This is a genomic window from Gelidibacter mesophilus DSM 14095 (genome assembly GCF_000423005.1).
In the GTDB taxonomy this organism is placed as follows: Bacteria; Bacteroidota; Bacteroidia; order Flavobacteriales; family Flavobacteriaceae; genus Gelidibacter; species Gelidibacter mesophilus.
This window is the reverse complement of sequence record NZ_AUHD01000011.1, coordinates 105247-123937: the sequence shown is the minus strand read 5'-3', so window position 1 is coordinate 123937 and position 18691 is coordinate 105247. Positions and strand designations below refer to the sequence as shown.

General features: G+C 38.2%; 16 protein-coding genes. 10 read left to right on the top strand and 6 right to left on the bottom strand.

Annotated features, from left to right (window positions below; genetic code table 11):
* Positions 1-11: 11 nt before the first annotated feature.
* The 10 genes from G525_RS0113525 (at position 12) to G525_RS0113475 (ending at position 10394) form a co-directional block, all read left to right on the top strand.
* Positions 12-413, top strand: coding sequence for a hypothetical protein (locus G525_RS0113525; RefSeq protein ID WP_027126646.1), 402 nt, complete (start codon positions 12-14; stop codon positions 411-413).
* A gap of 10 nt (positions 414-423) precedes the next feature.
* Positions 424-1578: a hypothetical protein gene (locus G525_RS0113515; protein ID WP_157491944.1), complete on the top strand. Its 1155-nt coding sequence runs from the start codon at positions 424-426 to the stop codon at positions 1576-1578.
* A gap of 186 nt (positions 1579-1764) precedes the next feature.
* Entirely contained in the window at positions 1765-3303 is a 1539-nt protein-coding gene (locus G525_RS0113510; RefSeq protein ID WP_027126644.1) for a YifB family Mg chelatase-like AAA ATPase, read from the top strand.
* A 96-nt stretch (positions 3304-3399) separates the two neighbouring features.
* Positions 3400-4518, top strand: a complete 1119-nt coding sequence (locus G525_RS0113505; protein ID WP_425402523.1) for a DUF2891 domain-containing protein — start codon at positions 3400-3402, stop codon at positions 4516-4518.
* A complete protein-coding gene (locus G525_RS0113500; protein ID WP_027126642.1) occupies positions 4511-5737 on the top strand; it encodes an Nramp family divalent metal transporter in 1227 nt (408 codons plus the stop codon). Before G525_RS0113505 ends, G525_RS0113500 begins: the two co-directional genes overlap by 8 nt.
* Before the next feature lie 170 nt (positions 5738-5907).
* Complete coding sequence (pxpA, locus tag G525_RS0113495) at positions 5908-6660, top strand: 5-oxoprolinase subunit PxpA (RefSeq protein ID WP_027126641.1); 753 nt, start codon at positions 5908-5910, stop codon at positions 6658-6660.
* Positions 6661-6678: 18 nt separating this feature from the next.
* Positions 6679-7398, top strand: a complete 720-nt coding sequence (gene pxpB / locus G525_RS0113490) for a 5-oxoprolinase subunit PxpB (RefSeq protein WP_027126640.1) — start codon at positions 6679-6681, stop codon at positions 7396-7398.
* A complete protein-coding gene (locus G525_RS0113485) occupies positions 7391-8242 on the top strand; it encodes a 5-oxoprolinase subunit C family protein (protein ID WP_027126639.1) in 852 nt (283 codons plus the stop codon). The genes pxpB and G525_RS0113485 overlap by 8 nt, the downstream gene beginning before the upstream one ends.
* A gap of 117 nt (positions 8243-8359) precedes the next feature.
* The gene (locus G525_RS0113480) at positions 8360-8869 is read left to right on the top strand and encodes a hypothetical protein (RefSeq protein WP_027126638.1); all 510 of its coding nucleotides are present in this window, start codon (positions 8360-8362) and stop codon (positions 8867-8869) included.
* Positions 8870-9527: 658 nt separating this feature from the next.
* Positions 9528-10394, top strand: coding sequence for a sensor histidine kinase (locus G525_RS0113475; protein ID WP_245577800.1), 867 nt, complete (start codon positions 9528-9530; stop codon positions 10392-10394).
* A gap of 159 nt (positions 10395-10553) precedes the next feature.
* Here the strand turns inward: G525_RS0113475 and G525_RS0113470 are convergent, their stop codons facing one another.
* From G525_RS0113470 to G525_RS0113445, 6 genes are all read right to left on the bottom strand, one after another.
* Positions 10554-11261 carry an RluA family pseudouridine synthase gene (locus tag G525_RS0113470; protein WP_027126636.1) on the bottom strand — a complete coding sequence of 236 codons (708 nt, stop codon included), beginning with the start codon at positions 11259-11261 and terminating at the stop codon, positions 10554-10556.
* A gap of 96 nt (positions 11262-11357) precedes the next feature.
* Entirely contained in the window at positions 11358-12176 is an 819-nt protein-coding gene (gene panB, locus G525_RS0113465; protein WP_027126635.1) for a 3-methyl-2-oxobutanoate hydroxymethyltransferase, read from the bottom strand.
* 284 nt (positions 12177-12460) lie between these two features.
* Complete coding sequence (locus G525_RS0113460) at positions 12461-14119, bottom strand: MBOAT family O-acyltransferase (RefSeq protein WP_027126634.1); 1659 nt, start codon at positions 14117-14119, stop codon at positions 12461-12463.
* A complete protein-coding gene (locus tag G525_RS0113455) occupies positions 14112-15407 on the bottom strand; it encodes a GDSL-type esterase/lipase family protein (RefSeq protein ID WP_027126633.1) in 1296 nt (431 codons plus the stop codon). Before G525_RS0113455 ends, G525_RS0113460 begins: the two co-directional genes overlap by 8 nt.
* The gene (locus G525_RS0113450) at positions 15404-16882 is read right to left on the bottom strand and encodes a GDSL-type esterase/lipase family protein (RefSeq protein ID WP_027126632.1); all 1479 of its coding nucleotides are present in this window, start codon (positions 16880-16882) and stop codon (positions 15404-15406) included. Before G525_RS0113450 ends, G525_RS0113455 begins: the two co-directional genes overlap by 4 nt.
* Positions 16883-16964: 82 nt before the next feature.
* Complete coding sequence (locus G525_RS0113445; RefSeq protein WP_027126631.1) at positions 16965-18389, bottom strand: L-serine ammonia-lyase; 1425 nt, start codon at positions 18387-18389, stop codon at positions 16965-16967.
* Positions 18390-18691 lie beyond the last annotated feature (302 nt).

Below are 18691 nucleotides of genomic sequence, written 5' to 3'. Positions count from 1 at the left end.
AATTGGAGCTTATGGAAACTTATAATGTTGGGGCAAACAGTCCTATAAAACTAAAAGTAGGCATTGAAACGGAGGCCATTCCAATGACCTATGCGTTTTTATATCATACCATCAACGATCAATCGGCATATTCATACCTAACACCTTTTGATCCTACCCAAAATACAGGTTGGAAGCAGTTGGACAATGGAAACGCCGTAAATGGAAAAATTTTTAGAGTCATTTCTTTTTTGCGATTCTTTAATGATTTCCCTGACGAAACCACTTTTGATCTAGCCATAAAACAAGTGAAAGACACGTATGAACCAAGTATTAATGGTGGCGATTATGGCGTTTTTAATATGTCATTTAAGCTACAAGCTTTTTTTAGTACAAAAACGTACATCCTAGAGAGCGCATTGGAATTAACTTAAAACCTAAGCTATGAACTGTTTTAAATACATAAGTGTTTTCGTAACCTCGATACTATTTGCACAATCGGATATCAATCCCACTGCAGCATTAAAAAACTTGTCACCGCCCAACGCTCCAGCTTTTGTATTAATGGACATAGCACCATCCAATATTATTGTTCCTGATAATATTCAGGCGTTTTCCATCCAAACTATAAATGCATTCTCAGGAAACAGTACAGACGGGTTGGGCAATACTAATTTTGCTTTGGAGTTCCAGCCATATTGGTATGTTAAACGAGAAAAGATGAACTTCTTTACATATAATAACCTTAAACTAGACCAGCCTGAAAAGGAAACTATCAGTGTCAATGATTATACGCATTATAATATTTTTGGGGATGCTTGGAAAAAGGCATCCATTTCATTAGCATTGATGAACGGCACCTATAATGTTTTTGAAGTACCACAATCTTATGTGTCCATTGGTGCAAGAACGCGGTTATTATCAGTTAAGACGCAGAATCAAATTTCCGAAATCAAAGCGCAATACGCACGTTATGAACAATTGATGTCAAGTCCGGAAGTCATGATGGTTTTTGCCAAGCCAGGCTTAAGTCTAGAGGAGAGAAACACCACGATAACCAGTTTGGATGGTTATCAAGCAATGGTTGCTGATTTAGAGGAATCTCTTCAGCTTCGACCATTGTTCGCATTGGATGTGGCGGTTGCTTACAGCCACTTCATGGGGGATAAAAGTCAGAATCTTGATGCTACTTTTGGACGGTTTGGTGTTTGGGCTACAGGAGATTTGGCGTTTTATATGCCAACCATGGGAAAACATGGCCATGTACATATTTATGGCGTGTTAAGATATCTTAGAGATGGTTTACATCGGGATCTCGATTCTGGGGCATTAAGAATTGAAGATGCCATTGATTATGGGGCAAAAATTGCTTTGGAATTTGATAATCTATATTTTGGATATGAATACATTACGAGAGATGCTGACAAGAATACTGAAGAACGATCCATGGGCAGTATTAGGTACAAAATTACCGAGGCTTTTACGATAAATGGTGCCTTTGGAAAGAATTTTATAAGTGAAGGGCAAACGGTAGCACTTTTAGGAATCCAATGGGGCTTGGATTTTAATAGCTCGGTGAGTTTGGATCCTAATAAGTAAAAGTTGTCTTTATTTTGTTAGGGGAGGTTTTATTTCTTGGATCCTGTTGTAAATCTTTCAGTCCATCATTTACGATTGATGTTTGGGAATCAATTAACGATGTTTTCCATTATCCAATACGCTCCTTAAACTTTCCTCTTTGAAGTTAAGGGCATTCTTCATACATTTAACCAAACCATTCCCACTATGCTCAAAAAAGTTTTCGGAAGTGCCGTTTTTGGTGTTGAGGCCACCACCATCACCGTTGAGGTGAATGTAGATAACGGTGTTGGTTACCATTTGGTTGGGCTTCCGGACAATGCCATCAAAGAAAGCAACTTCCGGATTGCCGCTGCACTTCAAAATAACGGGTATAAAATTCCAGGAAAAAAAATCATTATCAACATGTCTCCCGCCGACTTACGTAAGGAAGGCTCCAGTTATGATTTAACTTTGGCCATTGGAATTTTAGCAGCAACCGGTCAAATTCAAGCGGAGAATTTAGAGGAGTATTTAATTATGGGAGAATTATCCTTGGATGGTAATTTGCAGCCCATCAAAGGCGCTTTACCCATAGCTATAAAAGCACAAGAAGAAGGTTATAAAGGTTTTATTCTGCCCATGCAGAACGCAAAGGAAGCCGCCATCGTTTCAGATTTGAAAGTGTACGGCGTAGAAAACATAAAGGATGTGATTGATTTCTTTGATAAAAACGACCCCTTAGAGCGTACAATTATTAATGTTCAAGAAGAGTTTTATAAAAGTCTAGATTTCCCTGAATTTGATTTTTCAGATGTAAAGGGACAGGAATCCATCAAACGCTGTATGGAAATTGCGGCGGCAGGCGGTCATAACATCATCCTGATTGGCCCACCCGGAGCAGGAAAAACAATGCTGGCCAAACGCTTACCAAGTATTTTGCCGCCCATGACCATGCGGGAAGCTTTGGAGACCACTAAAATCCACTCGGTAGCAGGACGTGTCAAGGACAATACGGGACTGATGTCACAACGCCCTTTTAGAAGTCCGCACCATACAATTTCAAATGTTGCTTTAGTTGGTGGTGGAAGTTATCCTCAGCCTGGAGAGATTTCCTTATCGCACAATGGCGTTTTGTTTTTGGACGAATTGCCAGAATTCAAACGGGACGTACTGGAAGTCATGCGCCAGCCTTTAGAAGATCGGGAAGTGACGATTTCTCGAGCAAAATTCACGGTCACCTATCCATCGTCTTTTATGTTGGTAGCGAGTATGAATCCAAGTCCCGGTGGTTATTTCAATGATCCCAACGCCCCTGTAACCTCTTCTCCAGCAGAGATGCAACGGTATTTAAGCAAGATTTCAGGACCTCTATTGGATCGTATTGATATTCATATTGAAGTAACCCCAGTTCCATTTGAAAAGCTTTCCGATGATCGAAAAAGCGAATCTTCCGTGGACATCAGAAAACGGGTAACCGCCGCCAGGGAGCTGCAGACGAAACGTTTTGAAGATTCTGATAAAGTGCATTATAACGCGCAGATGAACACAAAGCAAATCCGAAAGCACTGTATTTTGGATGCGGCCTCCATGCAATTGTTAAAAACTGCCATGGAGCGCTTAAATCTCTCAGCCCGCGCTTACGACCGGATTTTAAAAGTTGCTAGAACTATCGCCGATTTGGAAGGTGTTGAAGATTTAAAAGGCGCTCATATCAGTGAAGCCATTCAATACAGAAGCCTCGATAGAGAAGGGTGGTTAGGCTGAGCAATTCCTGCCTGCCTGTTAGGCAGACAGGCGCAGGCAGGAATCTAGTGATACAATAGACAATTTTATTTTATAAAATTCAATATCCAATATATGATCAAATCATTCAAATACCTACTTCCAATAGTTGTCCTTTTCAGCTGTAATGATTCCAAAGAAAAAGAACCTCCAAAACCTGAAAAAATTTCAGAAATCGTGGAAGTTCAGGCGCCTATTTTACATTTGGAAGAAGCGAATAACCTGGCTGGATTGCCGCTTAATTGCGTTCAGGTTGAATACCCCAATAAACTCAATCAAACCATTGGAAGTAGTGCCGATTTAAAAACCCCTAAAACTCTTCACCCAGCATTTTATGGCTGTTTTGATTGGCATTCTTCAGTACATGGTCATTGGAGTTTGGTAAGTTTGTTAAAGCAGTTTCCGGAGCTCACTAAGAAAAGGGAAATAGAGCAGATGCTTCTGCAGAACATGTCTGCAGATAATATTCAAAGAGAAGTCGATTACTTTCATATGAAGCATAATTCCAGTTATGAACGCACCTATGGTTGGGCATGGCTATTGAAATTGGCTGAAGAATTGCATACTTGGGATGCGCCTTTGGCTAGAGAGCTGGAAACAAATTTACAACCGCTTACTGATTTGATAGTTGAGAAATATTTGGAGTTCCTGCCAAAACTCAATTACCCTATTCGGGTAGGTGAACATACCAATACGGCGTTCGGGCTTTCATTTGCTTATGATTATGCGAAAACGGTAGGTAATGAAGATCTGGAAGCATTAATTGCTCAACGATCAAAAGATTTCTATTTAAAAGATGCGAGTTGCCCGCTGTCATGGGAACCAAGTGGCTATGATTTTCTGTCACCTTGTTTGGAAGAAGCGGCGCTCATGAAACGGGTGCTTCCCAACGATGAATTTAAAACGTGGTTGGCAGATTTTCTTCCACAATTAAAAGACAAGAATTTCAATTTAGAAACAGGAAAGGTAAGTGATAGGACCGATGGAAAACTCGTGCATCTTGATGGGGTCAACTTTTCGAGAGGATGGAGTCTTTATGAAATTTCGAAAGATTTACCGGAATATGCCCATCTCAAAAATATTGCCAACGCACACATTACTTACTCCTTGCCGAGTATTGTGGGGGATAGTTATGAAGGTGGTCATTGGTTGGGAAGTTTTGCCATTTATGCCTTAAACACGGTGGCGCGTGATTAAAAACTGGTTTAAAAACATAGGACCTGGTCCTTTAGTAGCAGCAGCTTTTATAGGTCCTGGGACGGTTACTGTGTGTACTTTGGCGGGGGTCAATTTTGGATTTACTTTGCTATGGGCCATGGGTTTATCAATAATCGCCACCATTGTGCTCCAAGAAATGTCCGCACGTTTAGGCATTATTACCCAAAAAGGACTTTCAGAAATCATAAGATCAGAAATTAAAAGTCCAATCCTGAGGGGACTTACCATCTTTTTGATTCTCTCCGCAATCGTCATTGGAAACGCAGCGTATGAGGCAGGGAACATTAGTGGAAGTGTTTTGGGTATGGAAACCATTTTTGGGAATCCCATGATTTCGTATGGAGGTTTTAACTTAAATTTTTTAAGTATTATTATTGGTGTTATTGCATTTTCTGTGTTGTATATTGGGAACTATAAGGTGTTGGAGAGGGTGTTAGTGTCCTTGGTCATTTTGATGAGTGTATCCTTTTTATTGACCGCGATCATAACAAAACCAGATTTTTCCGCTGTTTTTAAGGGTCTCTTTATTCCAAAGGTCACTGAAAACAATGTATTGACTATTATTGGGTTGATTGGCACCACCGTGGTGCCTTATAATTTGTTTCTGCATGTCTCCCTGGTTAAAGAAAAATGGCATCATGAATCCGATTTAAAATATGCCAGAAAAGATACGGTAATCGCTGTTATTTTAGGAGGCATTGTTTCTATGTGCATTATCATTTCAGCCGCCGCCATTGATTCCCAGAACATTTCAAGCGCTGCCGATTTGGCAAAAGGACTAGAGCCACTATTCGGACATTTTGCCAAGTATTTTTTGGCCATTGGTCTTTTTGCTGCAGGAATAACAAGTGCTATTACGGCACCTTTGGCTGCAGCCTATGTAGCCACGGGGTGTTTGGGATGGTCCACAAACATGAAATCACATCCTTTTAGAGCGGTTTGGATGTTTATTCTAGGTCTAGGCGTGTTGTTTTCATCTATCGGATTTAAATCGATTGAAATCATCAAGTTTGCACAAATCACCAATGGATTGTTGTTGCCAATTATCGCCGCGTTTTTATTGTGGGTAATGAATAAATCGAGTATTTTAGGGACATATAAGAATACCATAATTCAGAACATTATCGGGTATGTCATTGTAGGCGTGGCTGTTTTTTTAGGAGGAAAGAGTATTTTGATGGTACTTGAATTGATTTAGTCTTTGTCGCAAAGTCCAATCAAAAAGAATAAAATTCCAATTTTTCTAGCAGAACAGGAGTGATGAGAGACCTAAAACTGCAATGACCCTAAAACCCGCCGAATTATCGTTTGAAAAAAAATCAGTTTAAATTAGCAGAATCAGTGCTGTCTGCGATCTATTACAAATTAATGCCTAAAGAAAACCTTATAAGATTCATAGATATCAATGCCGATGTTGGTGAAGGTCTAAACAATGAAGTCAATTTGATGCCATATCTCTCCTCCTGTAATATAGCTTGCGGAGGACACGCTGGAGATAAGGCTACCATGACTTCTGTAGTAAGACTTTCAAAACAGCATCAGGTTAAAATTGGTGCACATCCTTCATTTCCTGATCAAGAAAATTTCGGACGACTTAAAATGGAAATATCTCCTAAAAGTTTATTGAAATCATTGATTTCACAAGTCAACCATCTATTACACGTCTTAGACATTGAAGGCGATAACTTGCATCATATCAAACCCCATGGTGCACTGTATAACCTTGCCATTACTGATAAAATCTACGCAGGAGTAGTTATTTCGTTGGTGAAGCATTTCGATATGGATCTAAAACTTTACGCGCCATATGGATCCTTAATCGCTAAAATGGCTAAAATTCAAACTATTGAGGTCGTTTATGAAATTTTTGCGGATAGAAATTATAATGATGACTTGACGTTGGTGCCAAGAACGCATCCCCAGGCACTTATTAAAGATGCACAGCAAATGAGCAATCACGTTCTTGGGATGATCGTAAATCATAAAGTAAACAGCATAAACGGCATAAAGAAATCCATCAAAGCAGATACCATTTGCATTCATGGTGATCACCCGCAGGCGGCGCACTATTTACAATTTTTGACCGCGCAACTCCATCATAGTCGAATTCAAGTTTTGTAGGATTTGAACACTTATCAATTGACATATTCGCGTTTTTCTGAAACCACAATTTTGGTGGAATGGCCGCAATATATTGCACACGACATCCTTGAGGATATACTAATATTCAAGACGTACCTATTGCAATCGAATAGTGAACCAATACTTCATATTACAAGCGCATATTGCTCAATGCTAATAAGCTATAAATTGTATATTGCTGAGTTTGAATCTGAAGTGTCATTATTAAAAACGAACTATAGATCAAGAAAAAGTTTGGGCATTCTACCTCAAAAAGTTTGGACAATCCCCGTTTGCTATGATTCTATTTTTGGAGTAGATTTAGAGGAAATTGCAAAAGAAAAGAATCTTCCAACTTCAGAAGTTGTGCGTTTACATTCTGAAGCCATTTATAAAGTATATTTCATCGGCTTTCTTCCTGGATTTTTATATTTGGGAGGTTTGGATAAACGCCTTTATATCCCAAGAAAAACTAGTCCAAGGCAGCACATTCAAAAAGGAGCCGTTGGTATTGGCGGCGAACAAACAGGTATCTATCCTAATGCAAGTCCGGGGGGATGGAATATTATCGGGAATTCACCTTTGGTTTTTTTTAATCCGAAAATGGAAGTCCCCTGTTTTGTGAGTCCGGGTGATAATATACACTTTGTTGCAGTCACTCATAAAGCACATCAAGAGATTTCATCGCAGATTAAAAACGGCACATACAGTATGGAAAGTGAGGTGCGCTATGGTTGAAATTTTAAGAGCAGGGCTGTACGACAGCATTCAAGATTTGGGTCGATATGGCTATCAGCACTTTGGAGTGCCTATTTCTGGAGCAATGGATCACTATTCGGCGAAATTGGCCAATGCTATCTTAGGGAATACTGATCACGCTGCTGTGCTTGAGTTCACGCTATTAGGGCCAAAGCTTAAATTTCATATAGACACCGCCATTTGCATAACAGGAATGGTAAGTAAGCCTCAAATCAACGGGGAGTCTATAGAAAATGGCAGGTATGCCCTCGTCAAAAAGGATGACGTACTTTCTTTTGGTAAAAAAAAATTGGGTTGTAGAGGCTATTTAGCAGTAATGGGCGGGTTTCAAACGGAACAAGTTATGGGAAGTAGAAGCTTTTATGGTTCCATTACCAATCAGCAACGATTGAGGACTGGAGACGTTTTGCAAGTATCAAACATGCCCGTAAAACGCAATAGATCAAATACCATTTTAAAAACACCAAGATCACATTTTGAATCTGATAAACTTCATGTGTTCAAAAGTGTTGATTTTGAATTGCTTAATCATTACCAGCGAAATGTATTATTTAATAACAAATTTACTATTTCAAAGGATAGCAATCGGATGGCTTATCAATTGGAAGAAACTCTTGAAAACAATTTGAACTCTATCATTACCGCACCTGTTTTACCTGGAACCATCCAACTAACACCTTCTGGACAATTGATGCTATTAATGCGTGATGGCCAAACTACAGGAGGTTATCCAAGAATTCTGCAACTTTCTGAAATGGCGATTAACCGATTGTCCCAAAAAAATCCAGACGAAAAAATTCAGTTTAAAATAGTGATTCTGTAGCTTTCAAAGTTAAATCAATCAGAATCCTTCTTATTTTATCAAATTAACTAGTTTTTCGCTGAGTTTTAGATAAAATTTCTATAATTTCAAATCCTAAACAAGTAAAACCAACTCCTTATGAAAAATTTTATTATTCTCATTTTAGGTATACTTCTCGGCGCTGTGGGAATGTATTTCTATTGTTGTCAAGACCATACTAAAATGACGACAAATCCTCATGCTCCCAAGGGCCATATCACTTCTGATCAGGCCAAAGCTTTAGATCAAGCTTATAACCCAAGGTACAAATTAATCAGTGATTCTCTCGTGAAGAGGAAAGGTGGAGACAACCGATCGTCATGGTATGGTTTGGATCAAGTTAGAAACTACCTTGATTATGCTGAAAATGAAGCTAAAGAATTAGGCTATACAATGAACGGCGTTAGAATTTATTTAGGAGCCCATCCTGATCAAAACGGGGAGGCTGGCTATACCACCATGTTTTTTATCCCAACAGGCAAACCTAATAAAGCGAATGCATCAATGTTTAATTTCTCCATGCAGACAGAAATGAGCGATATTCCTGGTGGTGGTGGACTAGATCATGGGAATCAAGGTGATCCTCCAGGAGCTAATTACCCTCAATAAACGCTGTGTTTTTAGAATTTATAATTACTTATCGTGCTATAATTACCATATTTTTTGAACTTTTGGCAGCGGTCTCTGGAAGTTATTATTTCTGGAAAGTCAAAGATCCTAAGTTGCGGATTTTTGTTCATTATTTATGGTTGACGGTGGTTGTTGAAATAATTGGAGGGTATAGCTATTTAATGCTAAACAACTATGACCACGAATGGTTTATAGCGCTTAAGAACAGTGTGTTTTGTCGCAATATATGGCTGTATAATATCTACGCTTACTTGGCCATTGGTTTTATAAGTATTTTTTACTATAATTTAATAACGGGTTTTAAAGCTAAAATCACGGTATTGTCTACGTTTGCAATCTTTAGCTCATTCGCAATTCTTTATTATACATTGACTGATGCTTTTTTTACCATGACATTGCCATATCACTTTTCTATCGGTCTAGCCATAATTTGTTTATATGTGTTATTATATTTTCTACAACTAATCAAGAGTGATCGAATCCTTGATTTTTATAAGCTGCCGTCTTTTTATATAAGCATCTGTTTGTTACTTTGGTATCTTTGCGTCATTCCTTTATTCATTTTTGATGGTTATTTCAAATCCATAAACTCAGAATTTGGTAGATTTAGAATATTACTTTTATTAATAATTAATATATGTACTTACTCCGGTTTTACTTTTGCATTCTTATATCCGCTATCCAAGAGGAAACCATAAGAAAGGAAGAAATTGCATTGATAGGCTATATGACCTTAGTGGTGGGATTATTAGCGACCATGGTCATTGTTTTTTTTATTGCTTTCCAAAAGCGAAAGAATAAATTACTGTTAGAACGTATAAAGCAGCAGAAAGAATTTGAAGACATTGTTGCCAAAACCAGTGCCGAAATCCAAGAGCAGACCCTTAAGTATATTGGTCAAGAACTTCATGATAATATCGGTCAGTTGTTAGCACTCGCCAGTATGCAAATGGGAATGTTGGGAATTAAAATAGGTGAGGACATCAAAGATTCCTATATTGAAACTCAAAAAATCATCAAACAAAGTTTGGGCGAGGTCAGAGCCTTATCCAAATCTCTAAATACCGAGGTTATTCAAAATAGAGGTTTTGAAAAATCAGTAACCGCTGAAATTGAACGCCTCAACCGTATGAATTTAATAAGTTCAGACCTTATTATCAGTGGTGAAACACTACCGTTTTCCAATACGAAAGATGAGATTATCTTGTTCCGAATTATACAGGAATTTATTTCAAATACCGTAAAGCATTCAAAAGCTACAACTCTAAAAATTTCGTTAGATTATAAAAAGGATTGTTTGCTAATTAGAGTAGAAGACAATGGTAAGGGGTTTGTGGTGAAGGATGTTAAGGACAGCTCCGGATTATTGAATATGAAAAATAGGGCAGAGCTTACGGATTCCACATTCCATTTGAAATCTGCGCCAAATGAGGGAACGCTACTCGTTATAGACTACCCAATGGCCAACCGTTCTTTAAAAGAAATAAATATTACAATTCATTAATCTGACTGGAGTTTATGATGCACTATGCTATTCAACCTGAGATATATAAAAGTAGTTAAAAAACGATCACTTGACATATCAATTAATTAAAATGTCATTTTTAAGGGTCAAGATCAATCAGGATTTTTCAGATCAGCATTTAGAATCTCAACCAATTACTTATAAACAAGCATCCCAAAGCGGATCATTTGGCAATGGAGCTTCTACATGGATCTGCTCATTTGAAACAGGATGCACAAATGAGAGACCTCTAGCATGTAAACAGATGCTCGCATCAGGATTGCTTCGGTCAAACCCATATTTTAAATCCCCTTTTATTGGGCACCCAATACTTGATAACTGCGAACGGATTTGATGGTGCCGCCCGGTCTCCAACTGTATTTCAAGTAAATAGTAATGGTCTAGGTTCTTTAAAACTTTATAATGGAGAATGGCTTTTTTTCCATCAGCTATTTCTTTACTATGAGCCGTGGATTTATTGTTTTTCGGATTCTTTTTTAACCAGTGGATCAACGTATCTTTTGGTTTTGGAGGCATTTGTTTTACCAACGCCCAATAAGTCTTTTTTGCATCCTTTTCTGCAAATAATTTATTGAGACGTGGTAAGGCTTTGCTCGTTTTTGAAAATACGATCACCCCTGTAGTTGGTCGGTCCAAACGGTGTGCAACACCAAGATAGACATTTCCAGGTTTGTTGTATTTTTCCTTAATATAAGATTTTACGACCTCGCTCAAAGGCTTATCACCAGTTTTGTCACCTTGAACAATATCACCGGCACGCTTATTTACAATGATGATGTGATTGTCTTCGTAGAGAACTTGAAGATTATCTTTGTTTGAAAGAATTTTTTCTTGATGTTTTGTCACGAATTGTCTTAATTGAAAGCCGTTTTTATCTGTATAAATAATTAATCCTTACGAATGGGTAACTTGAATGTTTTTATGTTCCATAACTCACAACTTTTAATACTGTTCCTCATCATTAGGAAAATCGATTGCTTTCACATCTTTCACATATTGTGAAATGGAGCTGGTCATATCTTCAAAGAGATTCATATAACGACGTAAAAAACGTGGATGGAACTCATGGGTCATTCCAAGCATATCGTGCAGCACAAGCACCTGTCCGTCCACTCCGCTACCAGCGCCAATACCAATAACCGGGATGGAAATACTTTCAGCGACTTCTTGGGCCAATTTTGCTGGAATCTTTTCTAAAACAATGGCAAAGCATCCAATTCGTTCAAGCATCATGGCATCTTCCTTGAGTTTATCGGCTTCTTCATCTTCCTTGGCTCTTACCGTATATGTTCCAAACTTATAGATGGATTGCGGCGTTAGTCCTAAATGGCCCATCACAGGGATTCCTGCATTCAAAATCCGTTTAATGGATTCCTTGACTTCTTTTCCACCTTCCAGTTTTACAGCGTGGCCGCCACTTTCCTTCATAATTCGGATCGCTGAGCGCAACGCTTCCTTAGGATCACTCTGATAGCTTCCAAAGGGCAGATCGACCACCACCAAGGAGCGTTCAATTGCGCGCACTACACCTGCAGCATGATAAATCATTTGATCTAAAGTAATAGGCAAGGTGGTTTCATGGCCGGCCATGACATTACTTGCAGAATCTCCGACTAGAATGACATCCACGCCCGCGCCATCAACAATTTTTGCCATGGTATAATCATAGGCGGTAAGCATGGATATTTTTTCACCATTGGCTTTCATATCGACCAAGGTTTTTACAGTAATTCTTTTATAGTCTCTTTTTGCTACAGACATAATTTTTATGTTTTAAAGATGTAAAAATAAGAATTAAGTGGTAAAAACTCAGAACAAAGCGGATAGATTTAGACATAGGACAGGATGACGCAGGCTTTATGACTTTTTATGATAGCTTTTCTGTTCTCAAATACTATATCGAACCAAACACAACTAAGATTTTAGACCAAGTATATAAAATGACTTTTTTGTGATTCACAAATGTAATTAAAGTACTGTTTGAAGATGAGACCATAATGAGATAGTTTCTTAATACTTGATACTTAAATCTAATTTCAATGCTCTTAAAACTGAAAATAAATGAACGGTTGAAAATCTGTAGAAAAAGCTTGATAACAGATAATACCTACACTTGCTGCAATCATTACTTTGGCAAATCCGGGACTCATCGCATATATAGCTTCAATTTTATTTTTTGTAGATTCAGGCAACCAATGTGTGATATATCCTATTAGCATTACCCAAAACACCATTTGGTAATGTACCAAAATATCCCAAGCGTAGTGCCAGTCCATGTGATAGGCCACTTGATTGTAGCAACGTGAAATATGGTCCATACTTTCGCCTCTAAAATAAATTCGAGTAAAGGTGATAAAAGTAAGGGTTACTAATATCTTCCACCATCGTGCATACCATTCATTATTGGTCTCATAAGGGCTGACTTTTCGCCAGAATTTATACACCACAATCCCCAAGCCATTCAATCCACCCCAAATCACAAACTTCCAGGAAGCACCGTGCCATAAACCACCAATCAGCATGGTTAACATGAGATTGATATTGGTATTGATTTGATTTTTTACGTTGGTATTAAAAAGTGAGAGGATGTAAATAAGAAGTGCCGAGCTCAACACAATGGAAACGACCAACATATTCTGAAATGCATACAGCGTACCACATAAAATGACACCAAAAATAATATAGGAAGCCAAGGTTCCCTTACGGTTCCCGCCCAAAGGGATGTAGAGATAATCACGCAGCCAAGTAGAGAGTGAAATGTGCCAACGCTTCCAGAAATCGCCAGCGTTCGTGGCTTTGTAGGGCGAATTAAAGTTAATCGGCAGTTTGAACCCCATCAATAAAGCCAATCCTATGGCAATATCCGTGTAGCCCGAAAAGTCACCATAAATTTGGAGCGAATATCCAATCATGGCCATCACATTGGCAAAACCTGAAAACATTTCTGGCGTATCAAAAACACGATCTAAGAAATGCATGGCAATAAAATCGGCAAAAATCATTTTCTTGATCAAGCCCTTTAAAATCATAAAAGTTCCTCTATCAAAATCCGATTTTGTAATAACCGTAGGCTTGGATATCTGAGGTACAAAATTTTCCGCCCTCACAATAGGGCCAGCAACCAATTGCGGAAAGAAACTGACATAAAATCCGAAATCGAGAATGGATTTTAAGGGCACTAATTTTTTTCTAAAAATATCAACGCTGTAGCTGATGGTTTGAAAGGTATAAAATGAAATTCCAGCGGGTAAAATGATTTTATCTACCGTGAAATAATTCTGATCACTAAAGCTGTTTCCCCAATGCGCCAACCAATTGACTACTTCAAAATTGGTATGGAACAGCATATTAAAGGAGTCTGTAAAAAAGTAAGCGTATTTAAAATAACATAGTACCGTCAAATTTATGATGATACTCAAAGTCACTAAGATATAACGTTTGGTCTGTTGTTCACTCTTATAAATACTTCGTCCAATAAAAAAATCGACCAGCGTACTGAATATTAGAATGCCAATAAAGAACCCGCTCGTTTTATAATAAAAAAACAGTGAAATAAGGAAAAGATAAGAATTCCGAAGTTTGATTTTTTTATGCACCAAGGCGAACAAAAAATAGGCAACGGCAAAAAATATCCAAAAATTGGCTTGGGTAAAAATCAGCGGAAAATCTTCCGAAAACGTAAAAATATCGTATAGCCTATTCATTCAATGTTTTATAGTGCTTCAAGAGTTCTTCTTTATTTCTATGTGTGGATTGTGCCCAAGCATCTATCAAAGCTTCCATAAATAAATCGGCTTTAAGGCTGTAGCCCAATTGGGTAAAATGGATGCGATCTCGAGGCATTAATTTATTTTGATACCATTTATTGGAAGACCCGAAACCGCCCATAATCTCATAAAGGTCCCAAACGGCCATATAATACTTTCTAGACAGTTCCATGATTACCTTTTGTTGGATTGCCGTATTTGGATTCGGGATTTTTCGTTTATAATAATCGTCATTGGGAACCATTAATAAGATGGCACAATCTGGATTGATGCGTTGGATCATTCCAATAAAGGCCTCATAATATGCTCTGAATTCCTCCGCATCAAATTCACTTTTCGGCATATACCCATCGTTGGTGCCAACGGCAATAATAAATAAGTCGGGTTTATAGAGCTCTAATTGTTTTTCGAAATAAGCCGAACGGTTATAATAGGCAAAACTGCCGCCATTAACGCCAATACTCGTGTATTCAATCCCGTCATCATCATTTCGGAAATCCATGCCCATCAGGGCGAATTCTGGATGCGTTATGGTGTCAGATTTTAATTCCAGAGAAATGGATACTTCATCCACCAATTTATTGAATTGAAACTCCCGATACATTTTATTTAAATTCAAGGTATCGGATATTACGAGTTCTGGATGAGTAATTGTCAGATTGTAATCTGATTTCCAAGTGTTGTAAAACACTCGCAGCTTGTTGAATTCATAAGGCTGCTTCGTGTAATTTCGGTAGTTGGATTTAACGACGATCGTGTCTGATTTTTCTCGAAAAGCAGCAGTCACTCCTGCCAATCCCCAAGCAATACTGTCCTTTTTTACAGAAGAACGGTAGCCCTGCCATTTTGACTTTGACGCTTCAATGCGATAGTTCGTGGGGTTATTAGTATGTGCTAGGTGAAAAGGAAATACAAACCCACGTTGACCTTGGGACACGGTGTTGGTGTTTTGAAGATACGTCCTGATTTTATTAGAATATATATCCGCTTGAATATGTGACCCGCCAATATGGAAAATATGAAGCTTTTGTTTTTTGCCACTGTAAATGGAATCAATTTTAGCAAAAAATTGATTGAATGCAGGAGATTCACTGGCCATTTTGAAGGTATTCTCTTCAAAATTAATCAGATGGCCATACTGTGGTTTTAAGCTGTCCAAAATAAAATTTTGCCCAAAAAACGCGGTGGTAAATCCTATAAAAAGTAGTACTAAACTGTATTTCATTTTATTTTGGTTAAATCTAAATACAAGGCCAGAAAAAATAATTCTGAAATAATCTTGGTTCCCGAAGGTGAAAAATGAGTATAGTCCGTTGCGGCCAAGCCTTGATCCACCCAATGTTGCATGGCATTTTTTCCTCCCATGGCATCAAACATGCTCCAATAGGCAATGCCATTTTCCTTGCACATATTTTGAAGCATTTTATTGAGATAAGGCAATAAGGAATAAGTCATCATTTGGCCTTTATCATTGGTGGTCATGTCTGATGGACCAATAAAAATGACGCTGGCATTGGCACTTTTTCTTTTGACCCAATTAATGTGGTTTTTTAAATAACTTGCATATTCTCTTACTTCTAAGGAATCTTTAATATAAGGTACCGAATTTCCGCCATATTGGAAGATGAGAACTTTGGGTTTTAACTGTTGATACATTTTTTGGAAATTACCACTATCGGTGTTGGCAAAAATGGTCCCCGAAGCGCCTCTCATGGCCACATTATCTAACGATATCCCATTTCTTCCATCTAAGGTAAGACCATAAAAATCGGGACTTATCTTACCTTCCAATTCGATTTTTAAATTGGATGGAGTCGTGGGGAGGTTGATCACAAATTTGTGATACGTACTATCTACAATCAAATTTTCGGAGCTCATCAATACATCATCGTTAAACACTTTTATAGAAGTGGGCGACACGGTATTTCCATAATGTAAGCCAATCTTGCTAAAGGTTCTTAATAGAGAATAGGATTTGGTAGATACGCCAATATTAATAATTGCCTTTTGTAATTTTAACGAGTCTAGGAGTAGACTGTCCACAGATTCATAAGCCTTCGTAAACCTTGAAAATGACGAATAAGCACCATATTTTTTATGAGGGAATTTCTTTTGGGTGGGATCAAAATAGGCGTGTCGTGTCCAATTGTCAGAATGGGTGACATTAGCACTAATTTGTTCGTAAACTTGAACAATGGGCACAAATCCTGGTCCAGTTCCACCATATAGACCTTGCAATCTGTTTCTTAAATAAGCAGAAATTCGGTCACCTTCCAATTGTGAATCACCATAATGAATAATACGGCAGTTGTCGCTTTCTAAATTTTGCCGCAATTGTTGAATAAAAGCATACTTATCTTCAGGATAAGTAAGGCGTTGTACTTTGGAAGTGTCTATTTTTTTAAAATCAGGAATTTTCGGAATTATTTCAGGAGTCAATTCCTCTTTATCGAGGTCTTTGACCAAGCCTTCTATATTCTCGACAATACTATCTAAACTTCTAATTTTAGAGCGATCCTTGCCTTGGTCCTGCAGAAAACTTTCGTTTGTAGGATATTTAATGTTCATATCACCAATAAAAAAACCTTCCTGAGATTTGCGCTCCCCAACCGTTTTGGAAGAACTTAAATAAGTCACTCCAAGCATTACCAAAAGGGTGGCAATAATATAGAGTAGTATTTTAAAAGGTGAATACCTCATGAAGTAATTATGGGAAAATCATTTTTTAAGAGTTGAAATATAGCAACAAAATCATCTAAAAGATATAGAGAACAAATAAATTTTAACAATCTGAAAGATGGACACCAATGGCCAAACCACCTTCTGAGGTTTCCTTATATTTGGTATTCATGTCTTTCGCAGTTTCCCACATCGTGTTGACCACCTTATCCAAAGGCACTTTTACGTTTTGAGGATCTGTACCCAATGCCAATTCTGCCGCATTAATGGCTTTGATGGCCCCCATTGCGTTCCGTTCAATGCACGGAATTTGAACCAAGCCACCAATGGGGTCGCAAGTCATTCCAAGATGGTGCTCCATTGCAATTTCTGCCGCAATCAAGACTTGTTCTGGAGAACCGCCCAACAACTCACATAGAGCAGCTGCTGCCATTGAAGACGACACGCCAATTTCTGCCTGACACCCGCCCATAGCCGCCGAAATTGTGGCACCTTTCTTAAAAATACTGCCAATCTCACCAGCTCCCAAAAGGAATTTTTTAATGTGTTCAAAATCGGCTTCGTGATTTTCAATCACCATATAATACATTAACACGGCAGGAATCACACCCGCACTACCATTGGTAGGAGCAGTAACAACCCGCCCCAATGCCGCATTAACTTCATTGACACTGAGCGCAAAACAACTGACCCAAGTCAGGATCTGTCTAAATTTAACCTCGGTTTTTCTAATGGTTTCCAACCATTCTTGCGGGGTTTCATACGGTAAGTCACATTTTAAGGATTTATGCATGTCAAACGCTCGCCGTCTTACATTCAATCCACCAGGTAAATGGCCTTCGGTATGGCAGCCAATGTACATGCATTCCAACATGGTTTCCCAAACCCGTTTCAATTCAAAATCAATAGTATCCATATCTCTAATCGATTTCTCGTTTTCTAAAACAACACTGGATATGGGCATGTCTAATTCCTTGCAATACGCTAACAGTTCAGTGCCTAAACGAATGGGATATGGAAATGTGTTTTCAAAAATTGCATCTTGTTTCTTTGAAACCGTTCGTTCTTCTTTCACCACAAATCCGCCACCAATAGAGTAAAAGGTAGAGCTGGATCTTCTACCGTTGATGGTTGCCGTAAATGTAATGCCATTTGCATGGAATGGTAAAAATTTCCTATTGAAAACAATGTCTTTCTTGGCATCGAAAGGAACTGCAAGCTCATTGTTGAGCAGCAAGGTATTTGTGTCTTTTACAGAGGAAATAATCGATTCTATGCTATCTATTGGGATAGTTTCTGGATCTGCACCAAATAAACCTAAAATCACGGCGTAGTCTGTGGCATGTCCTTTACCTGTCAAGGATAATGAGCCGTAAAGATCCACAGTAATGTGTTCTACCTTGTCAAATTTCTTGCTTTGCTTTAATTCCTTAATCCAGCGTTCCGCCGCTCGCCAAGGTCCTAAAGTATGGGAACTCGAAGGACCGATCCCAATTTTCAACATGTCAAATACAGAAATACACTCCATTTACGATAACGATTTAGACTGACAAATATAGGTTCTTTTTATGTGAAAACACAGTTCGGGAATCATGAGTTATGAGACACGATTATGACTGACAAATACTCTACATGTAGCGTCTTGATACTTAGTACTTCCATTTTTTTTAAAGAGATGCATGTCAGTATTTGATGCCATGTATCAGGAATTCTGAACCATTTTTTTAAATATCTTAAAAATCAGAAGATTAATTATTCATGTGCTAAATGAATGAAAAAAAATCATTTTGAACCTGCCCACGTAAGGTGAGACAAATTCAAAATGATAAG